General features: G+C 71.3%; 9 protein-coding genes. 2 read left to right on the forward strand and 7 right to left on the reverse strand.

Annotated features, from left to right (window positions below; translation table 11 throughout):
* Positions 1–7 precede the first annotated feature (7 nt).
* The 5 genes from AB0N27_RS27420 to AB0N27_RS27440 form a co-directional block, all read right to left on the reverse strand.
* Positions 8–3,952 carry a ThuA domain-containing protein gene (locus tag AB0N27_RS27420; protein WP_364375708.1) on the reverse strand — a complete coding sequence of 1,315 codons (3,945 nt, stop codon included), beginning with the start codon at positions 3,950–3,952 and terminating at the stop codon, positions 8–10.
* A gap of 18 nt (positions 3,953–3,970) precedes the next feature.
* Complete coding sequence (locus AB0N27_RS27425; protein ID WP_364375711.1) at positions 3,971–4,975, reverse strand: multicopper oxidase domain-containing protein; 1,005 nt, start codon at positions 4,973–4,975, stop codon at positions 3,971–3,973.
* A 297-nt stretch (positions 4,976–5,272) separates the two neighbouring features.
* A complete protein-coding gene (locus AB0N27_RS27430; RefSeq protein ID WP_364375714.1) occupies positions 5,273–6,112 on the reverse strand; it encodes an amino acid ABC transporter ATP-binding protein in 840 nt (279 codons plus the stop codon).
* A 5-nt stretch (positions 6,113–6,117) separates the two neighbouring features.
* A complete protein-coding gene (locus tag AB0N27_RS27435; protein WP_139585342.1) occupies positions 6,118–6,912 on the reverse strand; it encodes an amino acid ABC transporter permease in 795 nt (264 codons plus the stop codon).
* 75 nt (positions 6,913–6,987) lie between these two features.
* Complete coding sequence (locus AB0N27_RS27440) at positions 6,988–7,806, reverse strand: basic amino acid ABC transporter substrate-binding protein (protein WP_364375718.1); 819 nt, start codon at positions 7,804–7,806, stop codon at positions 6,988–6,990.
* 233 nt (positions 7,807–8,039) lie between these two features.
* On the opposite strand from AB0N27_RS27440, the gene AB0N27_RS27445 reads away from it, so the two are divergent.
* Together AB0N27_RS27445 and AB0N27_RS27450 are read left to right on the forward strand one after the other, a co-directional pair.
* Complete coding sequence (locus tag AB0N27_RS27445; protein WP_364375721.1) at positions 8,040–8,390, forward strand: hypothetical protein; 351 nt, start codon at positions 8,040–8,042, stop codon at positions 8,388–8,390.
* 197 nt (positions 8,391–8,587) lie between these two features.
* A complete protein-coding gene (locus AB0N27_RS27450; RefSeq protein ID WP_364375722.1) occupies positions 8,588–14,047 on the forward strand; it encodes a carboxyl transferase domain-containing protein in 5,460 nt (1,819 codons plus the stop codon).
* Here the strand turns inward: AB0N27_RS27450 and AB0N27_RS27455 are convergent.
* A complete protein-coding gene (locus AB0N27_RS27455) occupies positions 14,016–15,878 on the reverse strand; it encodes an ABC transporter ATP-binding protein (RefSeq protein WP_364375725.1) in 1,863 nt (620 codons plus the stop codon). The two genes, AB0N27_RS27450 and AB0N27_RS27455, sit on opposite strands and share 32 nt — an antisense overlap.
* A complete protein-coding gene (locus tag AB0N27_RS27460; protein WP_364375728.1) occupies positions 15,875–17,584 on the reverse strand; it encodes an ABC transporter ATP-binding protein in 1,710 nt (569 codons plus the stop codon). The genes AB0N27_RS27455 and AB0N27_RS27460 overlap by 4 nt, the downstream gene beginning before the upstream one ends.
* Positions 17,585–17,587 lie beyond the last annotated feature (3 nt).

A 17,587-nucleotide genomic window follows, 5' to 3' on the forward strand; every position in this document is an offset into this window, starting at 1 on the left:
GTGTCTCCTAGAGTTCCCGCACGCGGATGTTGCGGAACTCGGTCAGGTCGTTGTCGCCGTGGTTCTGCAGGCCGATGAAGCCGCGCAGGAACTGCCGCAGGTCGGTAGGTGGGTCGCCGGCCCGGGACGACTGCTTGCCGGGCGTGTTGTCGAACTCGTTGATCACCACACCGTTGCGGATCATCGTGTAGTGCTGCCCGACCGCGCGGATCTCGTAGTCGTTCCACTGCTCCTTCGGGGTGACGCCGGCCTGGGCAAGCGGCACGGGGTCGAAGTTGTAGACCGAGCCGGTCTTCTGCGGCTCGCCGGTGTCACCGTCGTAGATCTGGATCTCGTGTCCGCAGTAGATGGCCATCCAGGCCGGGGAGGTACGGGCCGAGCCGACGGTGCCGCAGCTGCCCGGTGGCCGCTGGTCGAGCGGGGTGCGCAGGTCAGGGAACCGGATGAAGACGCCCGTGTTGGCCCGGCCGGTGCCCGGTGCGATGTCGCGGAACTGCACCTTCAGCGAGAAGTCGCCGAGTTCCCTGGTGTGCCAGAGCATGCCCAGGCCGCCGCTGGAGCGCAGCGACCCGTCCGGCTGGATGGCGAACGAGCCCGACGGCGCCTGCTGCCAACCGCGCAGCGACTCCTCGGTGCCGTCGAAGAGCGGCTCGTAGCCGGTGTGCCCGTCCCGGCCGATCGGGGACGCGGCGGCCAGCCGGGTGAGCGTGCCCGCTTCCCTGCTGGTGAGCAGGTCGTCGTCCTGCGCCGCGCGGGCCACCGCGCCCACGTGCCTGACGAAGGCGTCGTGGTCGGTCCAGGTGCTCTCGTCGTCGATCAGGTCGTTGACCGTGCAGCCCTGCCCGACCGTACGGCTGGGCACCCCGGTGTCCGTGTCGCCGAGCCACACGTTCTGCCGGGCGTCGGGCACCGCGCAGCCCACCGTGACGCCCGTCTGCGTCGTCGCCGTCGAACCGTCGGCGTACGTGACTGTCAGCTTCGCGGTGTAGCTCCCGACCCGGGCGTACGTGTGCCGGGGGTTCGCCTCGGTGGAGGTGGCGCCGTCGCCGAACTCCCACCGGTAGCCGACGCCGCCGGAGCGGGAGCCGGTGAAGGCGATGGTCAGGGGCTTGTTCTGCACGGCCACCGAGGTCGCGGCCGGCGCCGGGGTGGGAGCGCCACCGGTGTAGGTGATCCGGATCAGCTTCTGGTTCGGGTGCAGGCTGAAGAACCCGCCTCCGTAGTCCAGCAGGTACAGCGCCCCGTCCGGGCCGAACTTGGCGTCCATCCAGCTCTGCAACCTGTTGTCGCCGTTGCCGCTCGGGATGATGGCCCGCAGCGACTCGGCGTACACGGGTGGGGCCGCGGTCGGCACGCCGGCCGGGTCGACGGTGACCGCTACCCGGTTGGCCGCGTTCGACTGGTCGCCGATGAGCCACTTGCCGTCCCAGTGCTCCGGCCAGGCCACGCCGCTTGTCGTGTCGACGAGTTCGCGGTGGTAGGTCGGACCGGACATGATGGCCTGCCCGCCGCCGCGCAGGTACGGCTGGGTGTAGGTGGCGTCCGCGGCGACGTACGTCGGCAGGCCGCTGCCGTCGGTCCGCTTCGGGAACACCGGGCCGCCACCGCTCGGCGAGTACCAGATCATGTTGTCCCGGGCCGCCGGGATGTCCACCAGGCCGGTGTTGCGCGGCGAGGTGTTCTTCAGGTTGTCGCAGTCGTACCAGCCGGTCAGCACCGTGGCGTCGGTGTCGCTGCGGTCGCGGTACGGCTGCCTGTTGCCCATGCAGTAGGGCCAGCCCTGGTTACCGGCCGAGGTGATGATGGTGGCGGTCTCGTACTTGGCCGGGCCCAGGGTGGGGCTGGGCGTCGACGCGTCCGGGCCGACCCAGCCGGCGGTCAGCCACTTGCGCACCGGGTCGAACTGGAGGCGGGCGATGTTGCGCACGCCCATCACGTAGATCTCCGGTCGGGTCTTCTCGGTCCCCGGTGGGAACAGGTTGCCCTGCGGGATGGTGTACGTGCCGTCCGGCTCCGGGTGGATTCGGATGATCTTGCCGGCGAGGTCGTTGGTGTTGCCCGAGGTACGCCGGGCGTCCTGGAACGAGATCCCCTGGTACTCCTCGGTCCAGTTGTTGCCGGAGTAGCCCTGCGACCCCTCGGAGGAGTTGTTGTCGCCGGAGCCGACGTAGAGGTTGCCCCTGTCGTCGAACGCCATGCCGCCACCGGCGTGGCAGCAGCTGTGGATCTGCACCGGGAACTGGAGCAGGTCCTTGCGGGTCGCCTGGTCGATGCTCTGCGCCTGGCGGTCGTAGGTGAACCGGGAGATCGTGCGCTGACCGATCCGCTTCACCCGGTCGATCGACTCGTGCGGCATCCAGTAGACGTAGAGCCAGCCGTTGTCGGCGAACGCCGGGTCGGGCACGATGCCCAGCAGGCCCTCCTCGTTCTTCACCAGTTCCGAGCCGCTGCCCCGGTTGCCCATCACCTTCAGCGTCGTGAGGAGTTTGACCTGCTTGCTGCGCGGGTCCCAGGAGTGGATGGTGCCGCAGCCCAGGCCGACGTTCGGGTTGGTCCAGTCCGCGACCGGGCCGCTCGGGCAGGCCGCCTTGCCCACGTAGAACACCGTGCCGTCCGGGGCGATGGTCAGCCCGTGCGGCTCACCGATCTGGTCGAGCTGACCGGTCTGGTTGGCCGCGGTGAGCCGCTCCACCTTGTAGTTCGCGGCGATCGTCGCCTGACAGTCACCGCGTACCCGCCCGGTGGTCCAGTTGAGGGCGCCGGTCAGGTGCGCGCGGAACGCCTCCTCGCCGTAACTGCCCTCGGTGTGACCCATTCCCGTGTAGAACGACCGGCCCCCGTCGTAGTCCCGGCACCAGGACACCGGGTGGAAGGGACCGTTGGCGGCCGGCCCCGGGTCGTAGTGCCGCTCCTGCACCTGGGCGAGGGTGTGCACGCTGCCGATCGGGTTCGGGTCCCAGTTCTCCCAGCGGTCCGACCGGGTGACGGTCAGCGGCAGCGACGCCGTGGCCGGGTGCCTGCGGTCCAGGATGTCGACCACCGCGCGGTTCACGGCTGGCGGCGGCGGTGCCGTGGTGCTGCCGGTGAACAGGCGCAGGTCGGCGAGCTGGGTCAGCGGCTCCCCGCTGTTCGCCGTGATGTTGAGCCGGTAACGGGTGAACTCCTGTGGCGTGGCGATGTCGAACCGGCGGGTCTGGAACCGGTCCGGGAAGCTCTGGCCGGTGCGTCGGTCCAGATCGGACCAGGTCTGCCCGTCCGTGGAGCCCTGCAGGGTCCAGTCCTTCGGGTCGCGTCCGGCGGAGTCGTTGGCCGACGTCAGCGCGTACCCGGTGATCCGCTTGGGCGCGGCCAGCTCGTACGCCACCCAGGCGGTCGGGGTGCGGACCAGCCACTTGGTGTTGGCGTCGCCGTCGGTGAGCTTCTCCTTCGTCTCGTTCGGCGCGTTCTCGCCGCTGGCGGTCACCCGGGCCACCGGCTCGGCCACCGGGATGGCGCCGGCCGGGCGGGTGCCGATCAGGCCGGTGAACCAGGTGGAGTCGACCTGCGCGCGGGCGGCGTCGGCGATGCCGACGAAGCCGCCGCCGGCCTTCATGTAGCTCTGTAGCGCCGACTCCTGGTCGCGGTTGAGCGCGGCGCCCGTCGCGGAGAGAAAGACCACGCTGCGGTACGCGGACAGCCCGGCCGTGGTGAACACGCCCGGGTCCGTGGTGGCCGTGACATCGATGTCATTACTGACAGCAAGCTGTCGGATGGTGTCGACGGCGCGCGAAACCGGGTCCTGCTGCTCGGCCACCGGGCCGTGGAACACGAGGACCGCTGTCTTCGTCTGCGGTGTCGCCGCCGCCGGCGCCGCGGTTCGCGGCGCGGCCGCGGCCGACGCCGTCGCCGTTGCTGGGATCAGTGTCGCGATTGCCGCTACCGCGGCGAGGGCTCGTCGTAGATCTCTGGTCATCCCCGTCCCCACTTTCGGTCAGCTTCCGTGCGTGTGGGTGTGGCCCTGGAACCGGTGGATCGCCTCCTCGGCTCCGGGCGGCATGCTGCCGTCGGCGTTGCGCACCAGGAAGATCCCGGCCATGCCGCCGTCGGAGTGGAACTGCACGTGGCAGTGGTACATCCAGGCACCGGGGCCGACGTTCTCGCCGGCCAGCACCTGGAACCCGAACGAGCTGCCCGGGTTGAGGTCCTTGTTGTCGATCACGAGGCTCGGGTCGGCCGGACCTTCCAGCATGCCGGTGCGGTTGTCCGCCCAGCGGTGCGCGTGCAGGTGGAAGGTGTGGAAGGTACCGCCGTGCCCGATGGCGATCCACTCCACCCGTTCGCCGAGGTTCGCCTCGAACATCGGGGTGTCCGGCGCCATCAGATTGTTGATCATCATGTCGTTGAACACGACAGTGAACTGCTTCGACGGCAGGATGTCGCCGCGCCGCCGGACGACGAGCGCGCCGTACAGTCCCTTCGCGACACCGCCGGTGCCGTGGTCGGTGCCCATGGCGTGGTCGTGGTAGTGCCAGTAGCCGGCGCTGCCCGGCATGTACCGCCGGCCCGCCGAGGCCACCATCTCGTGCGAGCGCCAGACGTACGTCCGCGTCTCACCGGGATTGTTGAACGAGGCGTTGAACGGGCTGCCGTCCGAGTCGGTGCTGTAGTCCACCCCGTGCGGATGGATGGACAGCCGCTGGTTGGTGGTGTTGACGAGGGTGATCTCCAGGGTGTCGCCCTCGTACATCTCCAGGACCGGCCCCGGCACGGTGGCCCGGCCGGGTGCGAGGCCGTACCCGAACAGCCCTCCGGGCAGCTGCTCGGCGTAGAGGGTGACCTTCCTGGTGACGCCGGCGGCGGCCCGGGCAGGGCTGCCTCCGAACGCGGTGCCGAGCGTGGGAGCTGACGCGCCCAATGCTCCGGCGGCGAGCGCCCCGGTGGCGATCAGGGATCGACGGGACAGGTGGCGGTGGGAGCCAACGGCGTGATCGTCCATGGGTCTCCGTTCCCGACCGGGCGAAGACGCGACGAAGGGCAGGGTGCATCGACCGCCGAGCACGGGGTCCAGGCACGACTGAGGGTGAGGCTCGTCGCGGGCTTTGCTCGGAAGACTCAGAACTTTCGGTGGATGACAGCAACTTATGTAATCCATCGACGAAAGTACAGGTCTGATTGCAAAAAGATTACCTTGACATCACGACGTGCTTCGATCGAGCATGAACCTGCCGGTGCGGCGCCACCGCACGCACCAACGGCCCGCCGACACCTGCCGGCGGGCTGTGGAGAGCGTGCGTCAGATGCGGTGGCGGTCGTCGGCCGGCAGGCCGGGGGCCGCCGGCGGCTCGGGAGCCTGGTCGGGCTGGCCGAGCTGCGCGACACGGGTCGGGTCGAGGACCCGGGAGAGGAACGCACGGGTCCGTTCGTGCTTCGGCGCGCCGAGCACCTCCTGCGGCGGCCCCTGCTCGACGACCACGCCACCGTCCATGAAGACGACCCGGTCGGCCACGTCGCGGGCGAACGCCATCTCGTGGGTGACCACCATCATCGTCATGCCGTCCTCGGCCAGCTTGCGCATGACGGTGAGCACGTCGCCCACGAGTTCCGGGTCGAGCGCCGAGGTCGGCTCGTCGAAGAGCATCAGCTTCGGCTCCATCGACAGCGACCGGGCGATCGCCGCCCGCTGCTGCTGCCCGCCGGAGAGCTGCGCCGGGAACGCGTCGGCCTTGTCGCTCAGCCCGACGCGCTCCAGGTTGGCCCGCGCGATCCGCTCGGCCTCCGCCCGGCCGCGCCGCAGCACCTTGCGCTGCGCGACGGTGAGGTTGTTCAGCACGGTCAGATGCGGAAACAGGTTGAACGACTGGAAGACCATGCCGATGCCGCGACGCACGGCGTCGACCTCGACGTCCGGGTCGGTCATCTCGACGCCGTTCACCCAGATCCGGCCGGCGGTCGGCTCCTCGAGCAGGTCCACGCAACGCAGCAACGTCGACTTCCCGGAGCCGGACGGCCCGACGACGCAGACCACCTCACCCTCGGCGACCTCGAAGTCGATGCCCCGGAGCACCTCGAGCGGCCCGAAGGACTTGTGCAGGTCGCGGATCTCGACGGCGGGACGGGATGGCGTGGTCGTCATGCGGGTCACCGGGCCTTGGCGTAGCGGAGTTCGAGGCGTCGTACCACCTGGGACAGCGGCAGGGTGATCACCAGGTAGGCGAGGCCTGCCACCAGCAGCGGGGTTGCGTTCACCCGGTCGTTGAGCATGTCCCGGCCGAACTTGGTGATCTCGATGGTCTGCGCCGTCACACCCAGCACGTAGGCCAGCGACGAGTCCTTGGTGAGCAGGATCAACTCGTTCGTCAGCGGCGGGATCACGATCCGGAACGCCTGCGGGATGACGATCGTGCGCATGGCCGTGAAGTGCGACATGCCGAGGGTGCGCGCCGCCTCCATCTGCCCCTTGGGGACGGCCTGGATGCCGGCCCGGATGGTCTCGGCCATGTACGCCGCCGCGGTCAACCCGAGGCCTATCGCGATGGAACCGAACACGCCGCCGGGAATCTGGCGCTCCGGGAAGGCGATCGGGATGCCGTACCCGACGAGGAAGAGCACCAGCAGCGCGGGCAGACCCCGGAACAGCTCGATGTACGCCGTCGCCACCCAGCGGTACGGCGCCACCCGGGACAGCCGCATGAGCGCCAGGATGGTGCCGAACACCAGGCCGAAGGCGAACGCGCCAAGCGTGTAGAGGATGGTGTTGCGCAGCGCGACCGTGATGATCGTCGGGAACATCGACTTGATGATGTCGACGCGGAAGAAGGCGTCGGCCAGCCTGTCCCAGTCCGCGGCGAAGAGCACCGCGGCGATGACGGCGATGAACACCAGGTACTGGATACCGAGGGACAGTCGTTCCCGCTGACGGCGTCGCAGCTTCACGTTCGGTCGTTGCCTTCCCAGAGGGGGTGCCGACGGGCAGGGCGCCGGGGCGCGCCCTGTCCGGTGGAGCGTCGATCAGGCGCTCGGCCGCTTGCCGATCCACTTCTCGTAGATCGTGTCGTACGAGCCGTCCTGCTTGGCCTTGGTCAGCGTCTCGTTGATCTTCTTGAGCAGCTCCGGGTTGCCGTCCTTCTTCACCGAGAAGCCGTACTGCTCGCCGGTGTCGAACTCGGCGGCCACCTCGAACCCACCCGGGTTGTTCTTGAGGTACTCGGTCCAGACCGGCAGGTCGTTGATGGCGGCCTCGACCTGACCGTTGGCGACGGCCTGCTGAAGGGCGGCGAGGTCCTCGAACTCGACCAGCTGCAGGCCCTTCTCCTTCTCGTACTTCTTGGCGTAGTCGCGGCCGGTGGTCGCCGCCTGGACGCCGAGCTTCTTGCCCCGCAGGTCGTCGAGCGACTTGTACGCCTTGCCGGTCTTGACGAGCATCGCCTGGGTCGCGTCGAAGTACGGGTCGGAGAAGTTCATCACCTTCTGCCGTTCCTCGGTGATCGTCATGCCGGCGGCGGCGGCGTCGCACTTGCCGGTGTTGAGGTCCTGGCCGGACTTGATCCCCTCGAACGGGGTGTCGATGATCGTCTGCTCGACGCCCAGCTCCTTGGCCACCAGGTCCATCAGGTCGACGTCGAAGCCCGTCACCTTGCCGCTGGCGTCCTTGGACTGGAACGGCGGGTACGGCAGGTGGGTGCAGACCGTCAGCTTGCCCGCCTGGACGAGCTTGACGCCGTTCGCCTGGACCTCGCTGTCATCCTTCTTGGCGCATCCCGCGGTCACCGCCAGCGCGGCGATCGTCACGAGGAGCCCGGCCTGGCGGGCTGCGCTTGAGAACCTCACGGCTGTGTCCCTCCGGTGCGGCTCCCCCTGTGACGGGGCAGCCAGGTTGGTGCGAAGACTGTGTGACAGGCGACGGTACCCGATCACACGGGCAGCACCCAGATCGCGGCAGGTGGTCGACCTCCGCGGAGGCGCGGAACCCGACACTCCGCCCGCAACCGGGCGGCTCCCGCGGTCCCGACGCGGCGGCTAGCCTGTCCCCATGCGCGAGTCGGTGTCCGGGAGTGATCCCCATGGCTGACGCCGACGATCTTCGGAGTCTGGTCCGGTCGCTGCCGGACGTCGCCGAGATCGACAGCGAGGGCTTCGACTTCCGGGTCGCCAACAGGGGCTTCGTCTGGTCCTATCCCGAGCGCAGACCCGGACAGCGCCGCCGCATCCGTACCGACGTCGCGGTGCTGTACGTGGGCGACGAGGCGGAGAAGCAGGCGCTCCTGCTCGGCGAGCCCGAGCTGTTCTTCACCGCGCCCGGGTACGACGGGCTGCCCCTGGTCCTGCTGCGGCTCGAGCGGGTGGACGTGGAGCGCCTGACCGAGCTGGTCACCGACGCGTGGCGGATGCGCAGCGCCGCTCGCTCGGAGTAGCAGCCCCGCCACACGACGTGGCACCCTCGCCCTATGTCGGACGGGGACCAAAAGATTTGTGGAGTTCCTACAACTGAGGGCCGGTTGGTTCGGTGATTGCGTCATGGCGCCGCCCGCCCGCAGCCGGAAAAGTGATCACTGCCGGGAGTCGTCCACTCGCGGCGCGCAGGCCATGGTCTACCAAAGGGGTCAGTCGGGTGTTCAACCGTATCGCCATCGTCAACCGAGGTGAGGCCGCCATGCGGCTCATCCACGCGGTCCGCGAGCTGGCTGCGGAGACCGGCGTCCCGCTGGAAACCGTCGCCCTCTACACCGACGTCGACCGCACCGCCACCTTCGTCCGCGAGGCGGACATCGCCTACGACCTCGGTCCGGCGTCCGCCCGCCCGTACCTGAATCTCGCCACGCTGGAGCGCGCCCTGGTCGAGACCGGGGCCGACGCCGCGTGGGTCGGCTGGGGCTTCGTCGCCGAGGACCCGGCGTTCGCCGAGCTGTGCGAGAAGATCGGTGTCACCTTCGTCGGGCCGAGCCCGGAGGCGATGCGCCAACTCGGCGACAAGATCGGCTCGAAGCTCATCGCCGAGAAGGTGGGCGTGCCTGTCGCGCCGTGGAGTCGCGGCGCCGTCGAGACGCTCGACGCGGCGCGGGCCGCGGCGGCCAAGATCGGCTACCCGCTGATGCTCAAGGCCACCGCGGGCGGCGGCGGGCGCGGCATCCGCGTGATCACCAGCGAGGCCGACCTCGCCGAGGCGTACGAGCGCACCAGCCAGGAGGCGGCACGGGCCTTCGGCAGTGGCATCGTCTTCCTGGAGCGGCTGGTCACCGGCGCGCGGCACGTCGAGGTCCAGGTGATCGCCGACGGGCAGGGCACCGCGTGGGCGCTCGGCGTGCGGGACTGCTCGGTGCAGCGCCGCAACCAGAAGGTCATCGAGGAGTCGTCGTCGCCGGTGCTGGACCGGTCACAGGCGGCCGAGCTGAAGGCGTCGGCCGAGCGGCTCGCCGTGGCGGTCGGCTACCGGGGAGCGGCCACCGTCGAGTTCCTGTACCACCCGGGCGACCGGCTGTTCGCGTTCCTGGAGGTCAACACCCGCCTGCAGGTCGAGCACCCGATCACCGAGCTGACCACCGGCTTCGACCTGGTCAAGGCGCAACTGCACGTGGCCTCCGGCGGGCGCCTGGACGGTGCTCCCCCGGCCGAGCGCGGCCACGCCATCGAGGCCCGGCTCAACGCCGAGGACCCCGATCGCGACTTCGCGCCGTCCCCCGGCCGCATCGCCCGGCTCGACCTGCCCAGCGGCCCCGGCATCCGGGTGGACACCGGCGTCAGCGAGGGCGACACCATCCCCGCCGACTTCGACTCCATGATCGCGAAGATCATCGCGTACGGACGCGACCGCGACGAGGCGCTGGGCAGGCTGCGGCGGGCCATGGCGAACACCACCGTGATCATCGACGGTGGGGCCACGAACAAGAGCTTCGTGCTCGACCTGCTCGACCAGCCCGAGGTGATCGACGCCAGCGCGGACACCGGCTGGATCGACCGGGTCCGAGGCGAGGGTCGACTCGTCGCGCACCGGCACAGCGCGGTCGCCCTGGCCGCCGCCGCCATCGAGTCGTACGAGGAGGAGGAGCGCGTCGAGCGCCAGCGGCTGCTGTCGACGGCGTCCGGTGGGCGCCCGCAGGTGCAGCACGCCAGCGGTCGACCGCTCGACCTCAAGCTGCGCGGCGTCGACTACCGCACCCGGGTGGCACGGGTCGGCGCGCACCGCTTCCGGGTGGGCATCGAATCCGGTGGTGTGGTGCGCACCGCGGACGTCGAACTCGACCGCTTCGACAGGCACACCGGCCAGATCGTGGTCAACGGCATCCGGTACCGCCTGCTCATCGGCACGCACGGGCCGACCCACCTGGTCGAGGTGGACGGTGTCACCCACCGGGTCAGCCGCGACGAGGGAGGCGTCCTGCGCTCCCCCATGCCCGCGCTCGTCGTCGCCACGCCGCTGGAGATCGGCGACGAGGTCGAGGCGGGCGCCCCGGTGCTGGTGCTGGAGGCCATGAAGATGGAGACGGTGCTGCGGGCGCCGTTCAGGGCGCGGCTCAAGGAGTGCGCCGTCTCCGTGGGCAGCCAGGTGGAGGCGGGCGCGCCGCTGCTGCGCCTGGAGCCCCTCGCCGACGACGGCGACGCCACCGCGGACACCACCGCCGTCCCGTCTGTCGAACTGGACCTGCCCACCTCCGCCGAGCGGTTCTCGGCGTCCGAGCGCAGCCGGCGCGGCCAGGAGGACCTGCGCGGCCTGCTGCTCGGCTTCGACGTCGACCCGCACGACGACCGCCGGGTGCTCGACGACTACCTCACCGACCGCCGTGCGGCCATCGAGGACGGTCACCGACCGCTGGCCGCCGAACTCGACCTGCTCACCGTGTTCGCCGACCTGGCCGAACTGAGCCGTAACCGGCCCACCGGCGAGGACGGCGGCGCGCACGTGCACAGCGCCCGCGAGTACTTCCACACCTACCTGCAGAGCCTCGACGTCGAACGCGCCGGCCTGCCGGACGCCTTCCAGGCCCGGCTCGGCAAGGCGCTCGGCCACTACGGTGTCACCGACCTCGACCGCAGCCCCGACCTCGAAGCCGCCGTGTTCCGGATCTTCCTGGCCCAGCAGCGCGCGTCCGCCGACGCCGCTGTCGTCGCGGCGCTGCTGCGCGCCTGGCTGCGGGAGACCCCGCCGGACGAGACGCTTCGCGAGCCGGCCGGCCTCGCCCTGGAACGGCTGATCGCCGCCACGCAGGTGCGCTTCCCGGTCGTCGCCGACCTCGCCCGCGGTGTGGTGTTCGCCTGGTTCGCCCAGCCGCTGCTGCGCCGCAACCGCGCCCGCGTCTACGCCGAGGTCCGCGGACACCTGCGGCACCTGGACGCCCAGCCGGACTCGCCCGACCGCGCCGAGCGCGTCGCCGCGATGGTCCGCAGCACCGAGCCGTTGGTCCGGCTGCTCGGCCAGCGCCTCGTCCGCGACCACCTCGACAACACGGTCATGCTCGAGGTGCTCACCCGCCGGTACTACGGCAACAAGGCGCTCACCAGCGTCCGCACCCGTACGGTCGCGGACTGCTCGTTCGTGGTCGCCGAGCGCGCCGGCTCCAGTGTGGTCTCCGCCGCGGTGAGCTTCGACGCGTTGGACCGGGCCCTGCGCGGGCTCGCCGACCTGGCCACCGGCGAGGAGTCCGTCGACGCCGACATCTACCTCGGCTGGGAGAACCAGCCGGAGGACTTCGACACGATGGCCGCCGCGCTGCTCGCCGTCATCACCGCGCACCCGCTGCCCCCGCAGGTCCGTCGGCTCACCGCCACCGTCGCGGGTCGCGGCGGTGCCGTCATGCACCACCACTTCACGTTCCGCCCGTCCGGCGCCACCCTGGCCGAGGACCGGCTGATCCGTGGCCTGCACCCGTACATCGCCGAGCGGATGCAGCTGGAGCGGCTGCACAAGTTCGACCTGACCCGGCTGCCGTCGTCAGACGAGGAGGTCTACCTCTTCCAGTGCGTGGCGCGGGAGAACCCGGCCGACGAGCGCCTCGTCGCGTTCGCCCAGGTACGGGACCTGACCGAGCTGCGCGAGCAGGACGGCCGCCTGGTGGCGCTGCCGACGACCGAGGACGCCATCGCGGCCTGCCTCGACTCGATCCGCCGCGCCCAGTCCCGCCGGCCGTCGAAGACCCGGTTCAACACCAACCGGATCGTGGTCTACGTCTGGCCGCCCAGCGAGCTGACCCGCGAGGAGATGGAGATGATCGCCGGGCGGGTGCGCCCGACGACAGTGGGCGCCGGGCTGGAGGAAATCCTGTTCATCGCCCGCCAGCGTGACCGCCGGACCGGCGAACTGGCCAAGATCGCCGTACGGATCTCCTTCGACGCCACCGGCGGCGCGGAGCTCGCCGTCGGCGAACCGCCTGTGGAGCCGGTCGAGCCACTGGACGAGTACCGGCTGAAGGTGCTGCGCGCGAGCAGCCGCAACACGGTGTACCCGTACGAGCTGACCGGCCGGCTCGGCGACTTCGTCGAGCACGACCTCGACGACGCGCACGTGCTGGTGCCGGTGGACCGGCCCAGGGGGCGCAACCGCGCCGCGATCGTCGCCGGCGTCGTGACCACCCCGACCGAGCGGTACCCGCAGGGTGTCACCCGGGTGGTGCTGCTCGGCGACCCGACGAAGTCACTGGGCGCCCTGTCGGAGCCGGAGTGCCGGCGGGTCATCGCCGCCCTGGACCTCGCCGAGCGGATGCAGGTGCCGCTGGAGTGGTGGGCGCTGTCCGCAGGCGCCCGGATCTCGATGACCTCCGGCACGGAGAACATGGACTGGGTGGCCGCCGCCCTCAAGCGGATCGTCGAGTTCACCCAGGCCGGCGGTGAGGTCAACATCGTGGTCGCGGGCATCAACGTCGGCGCGCAGCCGTACTGGAACGCCGAGGCGACGATGCTGATGCACACCAAGGGCGTGCTGGTGATGACACCGGACTCGGCGATGGTGCTCACCGGCAAGCAGTCGCTCGACTTCTCCGGTGGCGTCTCCGCCGAGGACAACTTCGGCATCGGCGGCTACGACCGGGTGATGGGACCGAACGGGCAGGCGCAGTACTGGGCGCCGAACCTCACCGCCGCGCGGGACGTGCTGATGGCGCACTACGACCACACGTACGTCGCGCCCGGCGAGGACGCCCCACGGCGCGCGGCCACCACCGACCCGACCGACCGCGACATCTCCGCCTTCCCGCACGACGTGGCGGGCAGCGCCTTCACCACCGTCGGCGAGATCTTCTCCGCCGAGGCCAACCCGGACCGCAAGAAGCCGTTCGACATCCGTACGGTGATGCGCGCCCTCGCCGACCAGGACCACCCGGTGCTGGAACGCTGGGCGGGCATGGCCGACGCGGACACCGCCGTCGTGCAGGACGTCCACCTCGGTGGCATCCCGGTCTGCCTGCTCGGCATCGAGTCCCGCTCGGTGCCCCGGCACGGCTTCCCGCCCACCGACGGCCCGGACACCTACACCGCCGGCACGCTGTTCCCACGCTCGTCGAAGAAGGCCGCGCGGGCCATCAACGCGGCGAGCGGCAACCGGCCCCTGGTCGTGCTGGCGAACCTGTCCGGCTTCGACGGCTCACCGGAGTCGATGCGCAAGCTCCAACTGGAGTACGGCGCCGAGATCGGCCGGGCGATCGTGAACTTCCACGGACCCATCGTCTTCTGCGTGATCTCGCGCTACCACGGTGGAGCCTTCGTGGTGTTCTCCAAGGCGCTGAACCCGAACATGACGGTGCTGGCGCTGGAGGGCTCGTTCGCCTCGGTGCTCGGCGGCGCCCCCGCCGCCGCCGTGGTGTTCTCCGCCGACGTCAACGCCCGTACCGCTGCCGACCCCCGGGTACGTGACCTGGAGGCGCGCGTCGCCGCCACGTCCGGCACCGAACGCGCCGCGCTGACGGCCGAACTCGACGAGCTGCGCTCGTCGGTGCGCGCGGAGAAGCTCGGCGAGGTGGCCACGGAGTTCGACCGGGTGCACAACATCCAGCGGGCCGTCGAGGTCGGCTCGGTGGACGCCGTCATCCGCGCCGCCGAACTGCGTCCGCGCATCATCGAGGCCATCGAGACGCGTCTGCGGTAACGGGCTCGGCGCTTGCGCGTCCGGTCGGGGCCACGAGGTCGGGCATGCTCCAGGAACGCCACAGCTGGCTGTACCCGCCGCCGGCCTCCAGCAGTTCGGTGTGCGTACCCTGCTCGGCGATGCGCCCGTGGTCCAGGACGACGATGCGGTCCGCGGTGGCCGCCTGGCTGAGGCGGTGGGCGACGACAAGTGTGGTCCGGCCCTCGGTGGCCGCCACGGCGGCGCGGTCGAGGTCGCGCGCGCCCGCGCTGCCCGCCTCCGCGGTGGCCTCGTCGAGGACCGCGACGGCGGGGTCGGCGAGGACGAGGCGGGCCAGCGCGAGCTGCTGGGCCTGTGCCGAGGTGAGCTGCCGGCCCCCCTCCCCCACGGCCGTGGCCAGGCCGTCCGGGAGGGTACGCAGCCAGTCGGTGGCGCCGACGAGGTCGAGGGCGGCGGTCAGCTCGGCGTCGGTGGCGTCCGGGTTGGCCAGGCGCAGGTCGTCGGCGAGCGGGCCGGCGAAGACGTGCACTTCCTGGCTGATCAGGGCGATCTCGCGACGGAGGCGGTGCTCGCCGAGGTGCGCCAGCGGCACGCCGCGTAGGCGCACCGAACCGTGGCTGGGCGTGATGATGCCGGAGATGATGCCGGCGAGCGTGCTCTTGCCCGCTCCGCTCGCGCCGACGAGCGCCACCCGCTCCCCTGGTGCGAGACGCAGGGTGATGTCCCGCAGGACGACGGGCCCGTCGTCGTAGCGGTGCCGCGCGACAGTCACCTCCAGCGCCGCTGGTTCGGGCCGGTGCTGTCGGGCGGGTTCGGGGCTGGCCGGGGACCCGGTGGTGTCGGGCAGTGTGGTGACGCCGACGAGCCGGGCCAGGCTCGCTCCGGCCTGCAGCACGGAGTCCGATTCGAACAGCAGCAGGCCGATGGGGTTGAAGAGGCGGTGGAAGTAGAGCGCGGCGGTGGTGGCCGCTCCCACTGTGACGAGGTCGTCGCGCACCAGCAGGAAGCCAGCGAGCAGCACGGCGGCGAGCCCCACGAACTCGGACCTGTTGATGCGCAACCCGAACCGCGTGAACATGCCGAAGATCTCCAGCGACAGGTCGCGGGCGACAGCCGAGCGATCCGCGATGCGGGTGACGTGGGCGTCCTCCATCCGGTACGCGCGAACGGTCGCCGAGCCGCGCAGCGCCTCGGCGGTCGCCTGCGTACGCTCGCCCGTCGCCACGCGCTCGCGCGCGTAGTAGGAGACCGACCGCTTGAGGTACCAGCGCAGCGCCAGCGCGTATGCCGGCACGGCGACCAGCCCGGCGATGCCGAGTCGCCAGTCGAGGGCGAAGAGCCCCGCCCCGGTCAACACGATCGTCAGCAGCGCGCCGAGGAAGGCGGGGCCGCTGGTGGCGATCACATTCGTCACCACTGCCACGTCGTCGCCGGCACGCGCCACCAGGTCCCCGGTCCCGGCTCGCTCCAGGGTGGCCGACGGCAGGTGCAGGGCGCGGTCGAGGACCCGCTCCCGGAGCCGGGCCAGCACTGTCTCGCCCAGTCGTGCGGCGATCGCCGCTCCGGCCGCCGTGAGGAGTCCGGCGAGCACCGCGGCGCCCGCGATCACGCCCGACCAGGCGACGACCTGTCGCGTGTCGGACCCGGCGATGACGTCGTCGACGAGGCGGCCGAGCACCCACGGTGCCACGAGCCCGGTCGCGGCCGCGGCGACAAGCAACGTGCCGGCGAGGAGGCTGAGCCCCGGAAGGCGCGCCAGCTCGGTACGCAGGGCCACCCACGTCTGCCGGCCGGTGGCCGTCGGCAGCAGCCGCCGGGACTCGACACCGGTCACTGTGGACTGGTCGGTCATCGCAGGATCTCCTCGCGGTAGCGGGCGTCGCTGGCGAGCAACCGCTCGTGTGCGCCCTCGGCCACGACCCGCCCACCGTCGAGCACGGCCACCCGGTGGGTGACCCGCAGCAGCGCCGGGCTCGTGGTGATGAGCACAGTGCCACGGCCTCCCGCGCCGCGAGCGGAGGCCAGACCCTCGGCGAGCAGCCCCTCGGTCACCGCGTCGACAGCAGTGGTGGGGTCGTGCAGCACCAGCACCGGCGGGTCGGCGACGAGTGCCCGGGCCAGCCCGATGCGCTGCCGCTGCCCGCCGGACAGGTTCGCCCCCCGCTCGGTGAGGACGCGGTCGAATCCGTGCGGGTGCGCGGCGAGCACGTCCTGGGCCGCGGCCGCGCGGACGGCGGCGCGCAGGACCGAGTCGTCGAGGTCGGCGCCGGCGCTGAGATTGTCCCGCAGGGTCCCTTCGAACAGCGCCACGTCGTGCTGCTCGACCAGGACGGTGGCGCGTACGGCGTCGATGTGCAGCTCGTCGGCGGGTACGCCGTCGACGTGCAGCCTTCCCCGGTAGTCCTGGCGTGGGACCCGTCCCGCCAGCAGCGTGACAAGCGCCTCGGCGTCGCTCGGGTCGTAGGCGAGCACGCCCAGGATCTCACCGGCGCCGACGCGCAGGCTGACGTCGTCGAGACCTGCGTAACGGACCGAGTCGAGGGCGAGGCGGGACGTCGCCGGTGCGGGAGGGCCCGCGCCGCCGGGCCGGTCGACGGGTGCGGCGCCGACGACCCGGGCGACCCGACCCGCTGAGGCGCGGGCCATGGCGAACAGCTGGACGCAGTACCCGAGCGTCTGCACGGGCTCGGCGATGAACTGGGCCAGCCCGACGACGGCGACGAGTTCACCGATGGTGAGTCGGCCCTGTAGCGCGAGCCAGCCCGCCACGCCGGCGACCGTCGCGAGGAAGAGGCCGTTGACCATCGTGGTGAGCCCGAGGTGCAGGCCCTTGGTGGTGGCGGCGCGCAGGGTGACGTCGAGGGCGTGTCGGCTGGCGCCGGCGTACCGGCGGGCGGCGTGGTCCTGGGCGCCGATGCCGCGCAGCACACGCAGGCCGGTGACGAGGTCGACGGCGAGCGCGGTCGTGGCAGCGAGGGCCTCCTGTTGGGACGTGCTGCGCCGGGTGAGCAACGGTGCCATCCGTTGCAGGGCGACGACCAGCAGCGGTACGCCGATGAGCACCCCGAGGCCGAGCGGGATGTCGACGACGACAAGCGCGACGGCCGCGACCACGATGGCGGTGAGCGCCGCCGCGGTGAGTCCCGCGACCCGCACGACGAGTGCCGACAGCTCGGCGTCGGATGCGGTGACCGACAGCAGCTCTCCGTCGCGCATGCCCGAGCGGTGCCCGTGCGGGTCGAGCGCGCTCCTGGCGATCTCGACCCGGATGGCGTGCGCCTCGTGTTCCACAGCGGCGTACGCCATCCGGGCGCCGGTCCGGTAGGCGAAGGCGAGGACTGTGAACAGGACGGCGAGGCCACCGAGCGAGAGCGCCAGCGCGCGTACGTCCCCGGTGGCGACCGCACGGTCGATGACCACGCCGATGGCGACCGGGATGAGGGCCTCGGCGGCCTGGTGGGTGCAGAGCAGTGCGATGCCGAGAACCACACGTCCACGCTGTCGGCGCAACGCCCGACGCAGCACCGCCGCGCCGCTGACTCCCGGGACAGCCGTCACCGG

This window comes from Micromonospora sp. NPDC093244 (assembly GCF_040683695.1).
Classification (GTDB): Bacteria; Actinomycetota; Actinomycetes; order Mycobacteriales; family Micromonosporaceae; genus Micromonospora.

What these genes read in the sequence shown, in the direction of transcription:
- AB0N27_RS27455 (WP_364375725.1), bottom strand. Translation starts at nt 15,878, where the DNA reads ATGACCGACCAGTCCACAGTGACCGGTGTCGAGTCCCGGCGGCTGCTG.
- AB0N27_RS27445 (WP_364375721.1), top strand. Translation starts at nt 8,040, where the DNA reads ATGGCTGACGCCGACGATCTTCGGAGTCTGGTCCGGTCGCTGCCGGAC.
- AB0N27_RS27430 (WP_364375714.1), bottom strand. Translation starts at nt 6,112, where the DNA reads ATGACGACCACGCCATCCCGTCCCGCCGTCGAGATCCGCGACCTGCAC.
- AB0N27_RS27425 (WP_364375711.1), bottom strand. Translation starts at nt 4,975, where the DNA reads ATGGACGATCACGCCGTTGGCTCCCACCGCCACCTGTCCCGTCGATCC.
- AB0N27_RS27420 (WP_364375708.1), bottom strand. Translation starts at nt 3,952, where the DNA reads ATGACCAGAGATCTACGACGAGCCCTCGCCGCGGTAGCGGCAATCGCG.